This is a genomic window from Brenneria tiliae (genome assembly GCF_023347575.1).
GTDB lineage: Bacteria > Pseudomonadota > Gammaproteobacteria > Enterobacterales > Enterobacteriaceae > Brenneria > Brenneria corticis.
The window spans coordinates 80,452-92,437 of the sequence record NZ_JAKPCB010000099.1; the positions used below are offsets into that span (position 1 = coordinate 80,452).

At 62.5% G+C, this 11,986-nt stretch carries 10 protein-coding genes; 3 read left to right on the forward strand and 7 right to left on the reverse strand.

Going from position 1 to position 11,986, the window contains the following annotated elements:
• Positions 1-13: 13 nt before the first annotated feature.
• The 6 genes from MFP24_RS14150 to ssuD form a co-directional block, all read right to left on the reverse strand.
• A complete protein-coding gene (locus MFP24_RS14150; protein ID WP_249231084.1) occupies positions 14-889 on the reverse strand; it encodes a MetQ/NlpA family ABC transporter substrate-binding protein in 876 nt (291 codons plus the stop codon).
• Between the two features lie 2 nt (positions 890-891).
• Positions 892-1,596, reverse strand: coding sequence for a methionine ABC transporter permease (locus MFP24_RS14155; RefSeq protein WP_249231083.1), 705 nt, complete (start codon positions 1,594-1,596; stop codon positions 892-894).
• On the reverse strand, positions 1,593-2,612 hold the full coding sequence (locus tag MFP24_RS14160; RefSeq protein WP_249231082.1) for a methionine ABC transporter ATP-binding protein: 1,020 nt from the start codon (positions 2,610-2,612) through the stop codon (positions 1,593-1,595). The genes MFP24_RS14155 and MFP24_RS14160 overlap by 4 nt, the downstream gene beginning before the upstream one ends.
• Positions 2,609-4,027, reverse strand: coding sequence for an LLM class flavin-dependent oxidoreductase (locus MFP24_RS14165; protein WP_249231081.1), 1,419 nt, complete (start codon positions 4,025-4,027; stop codon positions 2,609-2,611). Before MFP24_RS14165 ends, MFP24_RS14160 begins: the two co-directional genes overlap by 4 nt.
• A 78-nt stretch (positions 4,028-4,105) precedes the next feature.
• The gene (locus MFP24_RS14170) at positions 4,106-5,509 is read right to left on the reverse strand and encodes an FAD/NAD(P)-binding protein (protein ID WP_249231080.1); all 1,404 of its coding nucleotides are present in this window, start codon (positions 5,507-5,509) and stop codon (positions 4,106-4,108) included.
• 29 nt (positions 5,510-5,538) lie between these two features.
• Entirely contained in the window at positions 5,539-6,714 is a 1,176-nt protein-coding gene (ssuD, locus tag MFP24_RS14175) for an FMNH2-dependent alkanesulfonate monooxygenase (RefSeq protein WP_249231079.1), read from the reverse strand.
• 276 nt (positions 6,715-6,990) lie between these two features.
• Between ssuD and MFP24_RS14180 the strand changes: the two genes are divergently transcribed.
• Both MFP24_RS14180 and ssuE read left to right on the forward strand, forming a co-directional pair.
• On the forward strand, positions 6,991-8,961 hold the full coding sequence (locus tag MFP24_RS14180; RefSeq protein ID WP_249231078.1) for a sigma-54-dependent Fis family transcriptional regulator: 1,971 nt from the start codon (positions 6,991-6,993) through the stop codon (positions 8,959-8,961).
• 642 nt (positions 8,962-9,603) lie between these two features.
• Positions 9,604-10,167 (forward strand): NADPH-dependent FMN reductase, encoded by a 564-nt coding sequence (ssuE, locus tag MFP24_RS14185; RefSeq protein WP_249231077.1) that lies wholly within the window; start codon positions 9,604-9,606, stop codon positions 10,165-10,167.
• 53 nt (positions 10,168-10,220) lie between these two features.
• Here ssuE and MFP24_RS14190 read toward each other — a convergent pair whose 3' ends face one another.
• Positions 10,221-10,859, reverse strand: a complete 639-nt coding sequence (locus MFP24_RS14190; RefSeq protein ID WP_249231076.1) for a LysE family translocator — start codon at positions 10,857-10,859, stop codon at positions 10,221-10,223.
• A gap of 107 nt (positions 10,860-10,966) precedes the next feature.
• Here MFP24_RS14190 and MFP24_RS14195 point away from each other — a divergent pair, with 107 nt between their 5' ends.
• Positions 10,967-11,962 (forward strand): LysR family transcriptional regulator, encoded by a 996-nt coding sequence (locus tag MFP24_RS14195; protein ID WP_249231075.1) that lies wholly within the window; start codon positions 10,967-10,969, stop codon positions 11,960-11,962.
• The last annotated feature ends 24 nt before the right edge of the window (positions 11,963-11,986 follow it).

Below are 11,986 nucleotides of genomic sequence, written 5' to 3' on the forward strand. Positions count from 1 at the left end.
TTATGCAGGTGACTCACTCGGCGGAAACCGGCACCAGAACCCCTTTCACCAGCGGATCGTCGGTTTCCCTTAACCACTGCTGCACCCTTGCGTCGGCAAAGGCTTTTTGCAATTTGACGATATTTTCATTGTTTAAATAATCGGTGCCGATCACCAACTGCGAGGCGAAGGTTTTCGGCGCCGGAGGAAATAAAATGCCTTTTTCACGCGGCACTTTGCCGGCGTCGAATTGCGAAACATAGCCAATGGCGGCGTCCACCGAATTCAACGCGCGCGGCATGGTGAGCAGATCCAGCTCCTTAAAGCTAAAGCGGCGCGGATTCTCCCTGATATCTTTTAACTTGGCGGTGCGCGGCTCTATCGCCGGGTCGAGGCCGATCACATTCAGCCGCTGCAACAGCCACAGCGCCTGCCCCTGATTGGCGCCGTCGTTGGGGATGACGATTTCCGCGCCGTCGGGCAGGTCGTCGAAGGAGCGATAACGATCGGAATAGATGCCGAACGCCCACTGGAACACCGGCAGCGTGGGGGTCAGCTTGAATCCGTTGGCGTCCACCACCTGTTTCAGCCACCATTGGTGCTGATAAATGGTGGCGGCGTATTTTCCCTCCGCCACCGCCCGGTTGGCCTGCACCGGGTCCTGCAAGCCGCTGGCAATCAGGGTCAGGCCGTAATCCGGCGCGATATGCTCGGCGACGTACTGGATCACCCGCTCCTCCCCGGCCATCGCCGGTTCGAAATGCACCTCCAGCGTGCTGCCGAAGTTCACCGTCTGCGCCTTCTGCTGGGCGAAATACCCGACGCCGACGGCGATGGCCGCGACAACCGCCAGCGCCAGCCACCACGGCCAGCGCCGTTTTTTACGTAATGTGAAAGCGTGATTGGTCATAATTAATGCGTTCCCTGTGGGTGACGTAGTGCGGCAACCAGCCGGTCGCCGAGAAACTGAATCAATTGAATGGTGACGATCAGCACCACAATGGTGGCGATCATGATGTGGTGATCGAAACGCTGATAGCCGTACACCACCGCCAGATAGCCGATGCCGCCGGCGCCGATGGTGCCGGCGATCGCCGAGTATTCGATCATCGAAATCAGGTTGAGGGTAATGGCGGAGACCAGCGCCGGCAGCGCTTCGCTAAGCTGGGCGCGGGTAATGATCTGCCAGTGGGAGCCGCCGGACACCAGCCCGACCGCGGTCACCTCCGGCGGCAGCTCGTTCAGGGCGTTCTCCACCAGCCGGCCGAAGAACGGCACGCCGGCGACAATCATCGGGATCACCGCCGCCGGGATGCCGATGGTGGTGCCGGTCAGCCAGAAGGTAAACGGGATAATCGCCGCCATCAGCACCAGAAACGGCAGCGATCGCCCCATATTCACCAGCCAGCTCAACGTCCGGTGCGCCAGAGGACGGGGAAACAGGCCGCGCGCCGAGGTGTTGAACAATACCACCCCGACCGCTCCGCCGACGGCGACCACAAACAGCATCACGATGCCGACCATCAGCCAGGTTTCGCCGTAGGCCGGCAGCAGCAGGCGATGAATCTGATCCCAGGGGGTATCCTGGCTTATCACGTTGCTTGCCGCCTGCGTCATACCGCCTCCCGCCATGCCGGGGACGCGTCCACCACCTGGGCGATAACCCCATAGTCGCGCAGCTGTTCCACCAGCACCTCGGGCGGCACCGCGCCGCCCTGAAAGCGCACCGCCAGCTGCAGCCGTCCCGCCAGTTGACCGCCGACGCGCTCGATATGACCGCCGAGCAGGTCGATGCGCAGCTGCCGCAGTTGGCTGATGTGGCTGATCCAGTCGGCGGCCACCGGCTGCCGGGCGGAATAGGTGACGTGCAGCAGCAGATCCCCCTGGGCGTCGACGGCCTCCAGCGGGAACAGCTGCCGTCCGAGCAGCGAATCCGGCGCGGCCAGTAAATCCCGCACCGCCCCCTGCTGCACGATCACGCCGTCGCGCAGTTCCGCCACCGCATCGGCGGCGTTGCGCACCGCCTCCATCTCATGGGTAATCAGGATAATAGACAGGCCGAATTCGTCGCGCAGCCGCTTGAGCAGCGTCAGAATGGCGCGCGTCGACGCCGGATCGAGCCCGGAAGTGGCCTCGTCGGCCAGCAGCACCGACGGGTTGAGCGCCAGCGCCCGTGCGATGCCGACGCGCTGGCGCTGGCCGCCGGAAAGCTGCGCCGGGTAGCTCGCCGCCTTATCGCTCAGCCCGACGCTCTCCAGCAGATGGCCCACGCGCCGTTCGATTTCGGCGGGGATCACCCCCAGATACTCCAGCGGCAGCGCGACGTTTTGCCACGCGGTTTTGCGCTGCAGCAGCGCCGAAGACTGAAATACCGTGCCGATGGCCCGCCGTTCGCGGCGCAGCGCCTCGCCGGACAGGCGCGATAAATCCTGTCCGTTCACCTGAATGCTGCCGCTGCTCGGCCGCTCCAGCAGGCTGATGCATTTGGCCAGCGTCGATTTCCCGGCGCCGCTGGGGCCGACCACCGCGGTAATCGACCCGGCCGGCACCTGCAACGACACCCCTTTCAGCACCTCGACGGGTTCGCCGTGGCGCCCGCGATAATGTTTATGCAGCTGTGAAATATCGATCATGGCAGCCGCTCTCCCACCGGTTGCTGCGTCGCCGGGTTGAGCGCCGCCCCGCGCCGGTAGGCGGCGCCCGGATGCGGCGCGCTGAGACGCGCCCCCTGCCCGAATAGCTTTTCCCGCAGGGTGCCGGGCGCGTAGTCGCGTTTGAACGCGCCGCGGCGCTGCAGCTCGGGGACTAATAGCTCCACCACGTCGCTGAAGGTTTCATGGGTGACCGCATACGCCAGATTGAAGCCGTCGACGTCGGTCTCTTCCACCCAGGACTGCAGCTCGTCGGCCACCGTCGCCGCGCCGCCGACCAGCAGCGGACCAAAGCCGCCAATCCCCACCCACTCCGCCAGCCCCTGCACCGTCCACTGGCGGTTGGGATCGGCGGTGGAGAAGGTTTCCACCGCCGACTGGATGGCGTTGGTGTGCAGATGCTTGAGCACCTGATCCGGCCGGTATTGTCCGAAATCGATGCCCGTCCAGCCGGAAAGCAGCGCCAGCGCGCCTTCATAGCTCACCCAGGACTTATATTCCCGCCATTTGTCCTGCGCTTCCTTGTCCGTCTCGCCGACGATAACGGTTTGCAAATTAAAAATTTTGATGTCGTAAGGGTCACGCCCGGCTTCGACGGCGCGGCGGCGAATATCCGCCACCGTTTTTTTCAGCAGCACCTTGGAGGGCGAGGCGACGAACACGCACTCGGCGTGCTGCGCGGCGAACTGTTTGCCCCGACTGGAGGCGCCGGCCTGATACAGCACCGGCGTACGCTGCGGCGAGGGTTCGCACAGATGAATGCCGGGCACCTGAAAGAAGTTGCCCTGATGGTTGATGGGATGGATTTTGCTCGGATCGCTGAAAATGCGCCGCTCACGATCGCGCAGAACAGCCCCCTCTTCCCAACTGCCCTCCAGCAGTTTGTACACCACCTCCAGATACTCGTCGGCGTAGTCGTAGCGCGCATCGTGATCGGTCTGGCTCTGCTGGCCGATATTGCGCGCGCCGCTTTCCAGATAGGAGGTGACGATATTCCAGCCGACCCGCCCTTTGGTGAGGTGGTCAAGGGTGGAGAGCCGGCGGGCAAAGGGATAAGGATGCTCGAAGGAGAGCGAGGCGGTCAGCCCGAAGCCCAGATGCTCGGTGACCAGCGCCATCGGGGTGATCAGCGCCAGCGGATCGTTGACCGGCACCTGCGTCGCCTGGCGGATGGCCGCGTCGCCGTTGCCGTTCAGCACATCGTAAATCCCCAGCACGTCGGCGATAAACAGGCCGTCGAACTTGCCCCGCTCCAGCAGGCGCGCCAGATCGGTCCAGTACTCCAGATCCTTGTACTGCCAGGAACGGTCGCGCGGGTGCGCCCACAGGCCGGGCGACTGATGACCGACGCAGTTCATATCAAAGGCGTTAAGCCGGATTTCACGTTGCGATGACATAGTTTTCTCCATAGCGATCCCGGACCGTGCCCTGTCTTGGCCGGGTTATTGTTATCGGGTTAACTCAGAAGAGAAGATTCAGGATGGCGCGGGACATCGCTGCGCGTCGCCGGAGGTGACGGCGGCCAGCAGCTGATGGGCGATGGCCTCGGCATGGTCGGCGACCTGCGGCAAACCGATCAGTTCGCCAAAACGCCCGCGCGCCGCGGGACCGGCCACCAGCAGGCGCGGATTCGCCCGGCCGTGCCGGTCAATCGCCTGACTGTGTTCATCGACCAGCAGTCCCAGTCCGAGCGGGTCGGCGCGCAGCTCCCCGCGCTGCGCCAGGGCATGAAACAGCGGATTGCTCTCCAGCAGCGCGCCGTGGGCCGGACCGGTGGTGACGACCAGCCGGTCGACATGCAGGGTTTCCGCGCCGCCGCCGCGTTTTCGCAGCTGCAGCGCGATGGCATCGTCGTCGCCGATCGACGCCCGTTGCAGCCGCGCGGCCAGCACCCGCAGGCTGCCCTGCGCGCGCTGTTGCGCCAATAGCGCGCTGACCTGCGGGGCGATGCGGTAACGGTGCACATCCCAGTAGGCGCGCAGATGGCGCAGAAAACGCTGCTGCTCGGCCAGCGGCCACTGCTGCCATAGCTGCTGCCCGTTGACGCGAATCTCATCCAGCACCTTTTGCCACGGCTGCCGCTGGAGGGCGGCGCGCTGGATTTCCTGGCGGATATGCCGCAGCAGGCTGCGCGGCGTGGCGGCCTGCGCCGGCGATATCTCCAGCGTCCAGTCGGGAAAGTCGCCGCTGACGTTGGGTCGGGACAGCAGGCCGCGGCGGGAAAACGCCACGATGGCGCCGCGGTGCCCCCGCCGTTGCAACGACGCCACCACGTCGGCCATGGTTAAACCGCTGCCGATAATCGCCACCCGATCGTTCTCCTCCACCGCATCCAGCGCGTCGTGGCGCCAGGGGTCGGCGATCAGGCCGGGATGATGCGCCAGCGTCTGCGCCAACGGGCGCGGCAGCGACGGCTGCGGATGGCTGACGGCCAGCGCCACGCCGTCGGCCCTCAGCCTGGCGCCCCGTTCCGTGACGATAAATCCGTCCCGCCAGTCAACGGCGCGGTCTTGCAGATGACGCAAATTTCCGCCCGCCGCCTGGGCGAATTTTTCCGCCATATAGCGGCCGAACACGCCGCGCCGCGGGTAGATTTTGCCGTCCCGCCAGAGGGCGTCGGGGTCGTCGCGCAGGCCGTCGTTCTCCTCGAACCAGCGCTCGAAACTGTCATGCTCCGCGCGCGACAGCCACATTCTTTCCACCGGCACGTTCAGGCGGTGCGCCCCGTCGGCGGTGGAATAGGCCACGCCCTGTCCCACCTGCTCACGCGGCTCCACCAGGGTTATCTCCAGCCCCGGCCGGGCGGCGCGCGCCAGATGAATCGCCACCGCCGTACCGGTATAGCCGCCGCCGACAATCACTATCCGTCGTTCAGTCATGCGCTGCTCCCTCTCCATGACGCCGGCGCTCAGCTGGCGCTGGCCTGTTTATTAGCCGGCCGTTTATCGCCGCCGATGGTTTCGCCGAACGGCCCGGTATTCACCTGACGCGCCTGACGCTCCGCCGCCTCGGAGAGCGGCAACAGCGGCATCACCAGCTCGGCGAAGCGGTGCGCCTCCTCCAGGTGCGGGTAGCCGGAAAAAATAAAGTTCTCAATTCCCAGCGCCTGATATTCGCGGATGCGCTCGGCAACCTGCTGCGGATTGCCCACCAGCGCGGTGCCGGCGCCGCCGCGTACCAGCCCCACACCGGCCCAGAGATTGGGGCCGATACGCAGGCTGTCGCGCGAGCCGCCGTGCAGGGCGCTCATGCGCTGCTGTCCGGTGGAGTCCATGCGGGCGAATATTTTCTGCGCGCTGGCGATGGTCTCCTCGTCAAGATGGGCGATCAGCCGGTCCGCCGCCGCCCAGGCTTCCTCCTCGGTTTCGCGCACGATCACATGCAGACGGATGCCGTAGCTTAGCGTCCGTCCCGCTGCGGCCGCCCGCTCGCGCACCAGCGCCAGTTTCTCCGCCACCTGCTCGACCGGCTCTCCCCAGGTGAGGTAGCTGTCGATCTGATTGGCGGCGACGTCGATCGCTTCCGGGGAAGATCCGCCGAAATAGAGCGGCGGGCCGTTCTCCTGCACCGGCGGAAACAGAATCTCCGCCCCCTCGACGCGGATATGTTTGCCGGTGAAGTCGACCTTCTCCCCTTTGAGCAAGCGTGAATAGACGGTGAGGAACTCCTGCGTCACCTCATAGCGCTCGGCGTGGCTGAGAAAAATGCCGTCGCCGCGGTTTTCCACCGGATCGCCGCCGGTCACCACGTTAATCAGCAGACGGCCTGCGGATAAGCGATCCAGCGTGGCGGCCATGCGCGCCGCCAGCGACGGCGGCTGCAATCCCGGACGCACCGCCACCAGATAACGCAGGCGGCGGGTAATGGGCGCCAGCGCCGAGGCGATAAGCCACGAATCCTCGCAGCTTTTACCCGTCGGGATCAGCACGCCGTAATAGCCGAGGTTGTCGGCGGCCAGCGCCACCTGTTGCAGATAGGGCAGATCCACCGCGCGGCCGCCTTCCGTGGTTCCCAGATAGCGGCCGTCGCCGTGAGTGGGCAAAAACCAAAAAACGTTGATATTTTGTTTCAGCGGTTGGCTCATTATGCATTTCCCATATAACAATATGTCTTATTTGTAGATAGAAAAACGGGCTTTCGTTATAAAGGATGCCAGCACGATGCATGCCAAGATTAAAATCAAATAAAAACAATTAAAATCAATAGATTAAAAAAACAGGCTTCGACCACCCCCTGCTGCATTTGCAACAGATCCCCCACCCCGGCTGCTGCAAAAGCAGCATTTTACGCCCCCCAGGCTCTCGCCCTTTGCCAGCGACTCGGATAGGATTTTCACACCGCTGCAACCATGGAGCTACTTATGCATAACCCACGCCCCTTTTCCTCGGACAAGCCGGTACTGATCGATCCCGCCTCGATCGCCTTTCAGAACGTACTGGATCAACTGGCGCCCACCGATGCCACCGTACTGATCATTGGTGAAACCGGCACCGGGAAAGAGGTGGTTGCCCGCTATCTGCACCATAGCAGCCCGCGCCGTCAGCGGCCTTTCCTGGCCGTCAACTGCGGCGCGCTGAATGAAAGCCTGGCGGAAGCGGAACTGTTCGGCCATCAGAAGGGCGCGTTCACCGGCGCGACCGAAACCCACCAGGGATGGTTTGAAGCGGCCGAAGGCGGCACCCTGCTGCTGGATGAAATCGGCGAACTTAGCCTGTCGCTCCAGGTTAAACTGCTGCGGGTGTTGCAGGAGAGGGAGATCACCCGCGTCGGCTCGCGGCGGCCCATCAAGGTCGACGTGCGGGTGATTGCCGCCACCCATGTGGATTTGGCGCACGCCATCCGCGAAAAACGCTTCCGCGAAGATCTCTACTATCGCCTTAACGTCGCGGCCGTCACCCTGCCGCCGCTGCGTCAGCGCCAGGAGGACATCCCGCTGCTGGCGGAGCATTTTCTCACGCTGTACGCCCATCGCCTGGGGCGGCCGCAGCTCCAGCTCTCCGCGGAGGCGCATCAGCTGCTGATGGATTACCCGTGGCCGGGAAATATCCGCGAGTTGGAAAATACCCTGCACAACGCGGTGCTGCTGAGCAAAGAATCGGTGATCACGCCCCAGCAGCTGCGCCTGACCAGCAGCGCGGAAATACCCGGCGCGACGGAGACGCAAGAGCTGGACCGCTTTATCCGCCGCCACCTGCAGAGCGACGTCGGGCAGATTTACCAGCGGGTTACCCAATCGCTGGTGCGCAACGCTTTCGACATCTGCAACGGCAATCAGCTACAGACCGCGGCCATGCTGGGGATCAGCCGCAATACCCTGCGCACCCATCTGGCGCATCAGGGGCTGGTCAAGCCGCGCCGGAGTTCGGCGTCGAGCCTGAACTGGCCGCGGCGCTGCGCCGCCGCCGGGCCATCCCCCGACCGCGAGCTGCGCATCGGCTATCAGAAGTTCGGCAATCTGGGGGTGCTGAAGGCGCGGCAAAGCCTGGAGTCGCTGTTCGCCGGTCAGGGCATCAACGTGTCGTGGAGCGAATTCCCGGCGGGGCCGCAGCTGCTGCATGCGCTGCACAGCGACGAGATCGATTTCGGCACCACCGGCGAAGTGCCCCCCATTTTCGCCCAGTCCCAGGGCTGCCCGCTGGTGTACGTCGCCTACGAGCCGCCGGCGCCGCAGAGCGTGGCGCTGCTGGTGACCAAAGATAGTCCCATCGCCAGCGTCGCGGAGCTGCGCGGCAAACGCATCGCCGTCAACAAAGGCTCCAACGTGCATTATCTGTTGCTGCAACTGCTCGACGAACACGCGCTCACCTTGCAGGACGTGCGTATTATCTACGCGCCGCCGAAATACCCGTTGGCGCCCAGCGACTATCAGGCGGTGGACGCCTGGCTGATGTGGGACCCGCTGCTGAGCGACGCCGAGCGCAACGGCGATCTGCGGGTGCTGGCCGACGGCCGCCAGCGGGTGCAGAACCAGCAGTTCTATCTGGCGCAGCGCCAGTTTTCCGAACGGTCCGAGGATATCCTGCAGCAACTGTTCGCGGCATTGCAGAAAACCGGGAATTACATCGACAATCAGCGGGCGGAAGCCACCGCCCTGCTTTCGGCCGAACTGGGCCTGCCGCGCGCCACGCTGGAACTGGCCCTGTCGCGCCGCAGCAATAAAACGCGGCTTATGAATACCAACGTGATTCGCGAGCAGCAAATCATCGCCGATCGCTTTTTCGCCCTAGGCCTGCTGCCGCGCGCCATCAATATCCGCGACGCCATTTGGCGCACCGGTTCGCCGTCGCCGTCGGCGCCGCTATATGCTGAGCATAGCTCCGGGAGATATTAAGCGCCGTCGGGCTGATAGCTCCCCATAAAAATATCTTGTTTATATCTCTATATTTAACCTGCTGATATTAAGTACAAACTCAGTATTTACATCGTTCCCGCCCCCCACGGCGTAAGAAATTACGCTGAGGTGGACGACCCCGCGAATGAGCAGCATGGATGCTGCTCAAGCCAGTGCCGCGTCGGACAAAAACGCCGGGAGCGTTTTTGAACAGCGCTTGCGCTGGCCCGGTAGGGCGAGTCTCAGGGATGAGACGAGTATTCCGTCACTGGCGGTTCGGGAAAGGGGGCGACCGCCGAAGGAACCGCGCCAGCGGCGTGATTTCAGCCACAAGCCCGGGTTCGTAGTGTGGTGGCGTTTGAACCACCCTGCGTCGGGCGCGTGCTACGTCGTAACAGAGAAATGGCGACTTTATCGCGCACGAAATATTCACCAATGTGACATATTCCAATTTATGGGGAACACTCAGGCACGGCGACGTTCTTAACCGCTATTTGCGGATTCCAGATATAAACAGCTGGAAATCATATTTCTACTGTTATCACTCAGGTAATAGATTAGTTAACCAACTGTAAACCACGTTAATGAGTATAGAGCGGCTTACGGCCGCTCTTCAGCATGATGTTATTTTTAGGAGATAGAATGAACGTTATTACCCTGGCAGGCAGTCCGCGTTTTCCCTCCCGCTCAAGCGCGCTGCTGACATTTTCCCAACGATGGCTTGAAGAAAAGGGTATTAACGTTATTCCCTGGAACCTGTTTAATTTTAATCCGGAAGATCTGCTGTACGCCAAATTCGACAGCCCCGGGTTAAAGGTTTTTATCGACCAGTTGGCCGCCGCCGACGGGGTGATTATCAGCACGCCGGTGTACAAAGCCTCTTTTACCGGGGCGCTGAAAACCCTGCTTGACCTGCTGCCGGAGCGGGCGTTTGAAAATAAAGTGATTTTGCCGCTGGCCAGCGGCGGATCGTCCAACCATATGCTGGCGCTGGATTACGCCCTGAAACCGGTGCTGAATGCGCTGAAAGCGCAGGAAATCTTGCACGGCGTCTTCGCCGAAGACAGTCAGATTACCCACTACGATCACACCCCGCTGTTAAGCGCGTCGCTGGAAGCCCGCCTGACCGCCTCGCTCAGCGACTTCGCCCGCGCGCTGGATCGGCAAAACTACTATCGCGCGCCGTCGTTTTCGCAAACGGCCTGAGCCTGCGCCGATGCGGCAGGGTTGATTATCCGGGCGGATTGGCGCTAGCGCGCTCAGAGACTGACAAACAGCAGCCGGGCGGCATAGCCGATTAACATCACGCCCATAAAGCGCTCGAACCAATGCCCCTGCCTCACAAACCGCCGGCGAATTGCCGGAGTGGAGAAAAGGACGCTCACCAGCACGAACCATGCCGCATTGACCGCGCACATCCACGCGCCGTAAAAGAGCTGTATTGACAGCGGCGTGGCGCTGCTCACCACGGTGGTGAACACCGCCAGAAAAAACAGCGTCGCCTTGGGGTTGGTCGCATTGGTCATAAACCCCATCACAAAGGCCTGGCGTTTTCCCTGCGCCAGCGGCGCGGTATCGTCTGTGGCCAGCGATGTCATCTCTGCCGGTTTGCTCTTTACGAAGTTTACGCCGAGATAGATGATATAAGCGCCGCCCGCCAAGGTTGCCGCGGACATCAGCCAGGGCGTGGCGTGCAGCAACGCGCTGATGCCGACCAGAGTATAAAACACATGGACCGACATCCCCGCCCCGATCCCCATGGCCGTGCAGATGCCGGCCAGCCGGCCAAACCGCACGCTTTGCCGAATCGTCACCGCAAAGTCCGGTCCCGGCGAGATCACAACCAGCAGGTGAATCAACGCCAGCCCCAGAAATTCGCTCCAGTAGTTATGCAACATATCCGCTCCAATACAATAAGTAGTCGCCCCGGCGACGCTAATTTTTTTATTGTATGTAATATCTTTAATCGCGATAATCCGTTGCAAAACCAAATAACTTTTGCCTGATGAGCACAAATCAAATACTGAACCTGATGGGCGAGATGGCCGTCTTTGTCAAGGTGGTGGAGACCGGCAGCTTCTCGGAAGCGGCGCGCCAGCTGGCGATGACGCCGTCTGCCGCCAGCCGCGCCGTCGCCCGGCTGGAAAAAGCGCTGAGTACCCGGCTGTTGCAACGGACGACGCGCAAGCTGCGCCTGAGCGACAGCGGCCGAGAGGTTTACGCCCACTGTCTGGATATGGTGAACGCCGCCCAGGCGGCGATGGCGACATCCGGGCAATTCAGCAACCAGCCACAGGGAACGGTGCGGCTCAGCGTGCCCAAAGCGGTGGGACGCTTCGTGATCCATCCGCATCTGCCGGATTTCCTCGCCCGTTACCCGAAAGTCGATGTAAATCTGCTGCTGGACGACCGCTATGTCGACCTGATAGACGATCGGGTCGATCTCGCCATCCGCATCACCGACCGGCCGCCGCCGGGCCTGATGGGCCGGCGCCTGCTGGATATCGACCATCTACTGTGCGCCACGCCGCAATACCTCGCCGGGCATGGCACGCCCGTCCATCCCCATGACCTGAAGACGCATAGCTGCATCTACCTCGGCGAAGAGCCGGGGGACTCGCGGTGGAAATTTCGTCAGGGAAGCAAAAATGTCAGCGTCAACGTTCAGGGGCGCTACGCCGCCAACCACACCGGCGTCAGGCTGGATGCGGTATTGCATCATATCGGCATCGGCAGTCTGCCCTATTTCACGGCCAGACATGCCCTGCGGCAGGGGCGCGTGGTTCAGGTGCTGCCGGAGTGGCAATTCCTCACCCACTACAGCGGCGAACTGTGGATACTGTATCCCCCGACGCGCCATTTGCCGCCCAAACTCAGCGTGCTGATCCACTTTCTGGCCGAGCGCCTGAGCCGGGAGCCTACGCTGGGGAAAATCGCCGGGGCGGACGGCGAACAAGCGTCGCCGACAGAACCCTATGAATTTCCCGAGGCGGATAAATAGCCGATGCCTGCTCCTCGGCCGTCG

Coding starts and splice junctions, on each gene's coding strand:
- MFP24_RS14150 (WP_249231084.1), bottom strand. CDS start 889: ATGACCAATCACGCTTTCACATTACGTAAAAAACGGCGCTGGCCGTGG.
- MFP24_RS14155 (WP_249231083.1), bottom strand. CDS start 1,596: ATGACGCAGGCGGCAAGCAACGTGATAAGCCAGGATACCCCCTGGGAT.
- MFP24_RS14160 (WP_249231082.1), bottom strand. CDS start 2,612: ATGATCGATATTTCACAGCTGCATAAACATTATCGCGGGCGCCACGGC.
- MFP24_RS14165 (WP_249231081.1), bottom strand. CDS start 4,027: ATGTCATCGCAACGTGAAATCCGGCTTAACGCCTTTGATATGAACTGC.
- MFP24_RS14170 (WP_249231080.1), bottom strand. CDS start 5,509: ATGACTGAACGACGGATAGTGATTGTCGGCGGCGGCTATACCGGTACG.
- ssuD (WP_249231079.1), bottom strand. CDS start 6,714: ATGAGCCAACCGCTGAAACAAAATATCAACGTTTTTTGGTTTTTGCCC.
- MFP24_RS14180 (WP_249231078.1), top strand. CDS start 6,991: ATGCATAACCCACGCCCCTTTTCCTCGGACAAGCCGGTACTGATCGAT.
- ssuE (WP_249231077.1), top strand. CDS start 9,604: ATGAACGTTATTACCCTGGCAGGCAGTCCGCGTTTTCCCTCCCGCTCA.
- MFP24_RS14190 (WP_249231076.1), bottom strand. CDS start 10,859: ATGTTGCATAACTACTGGAGCGAATTTCTGGGGCTGGCGTTGATTCAC.
- MFP24_RS14195 (WP_249231075.1), top strand. CDS start 10,967: ATGAGCACAAATCAAATACTGAACCTGATGGGCGAGATGGCCGTCTTT.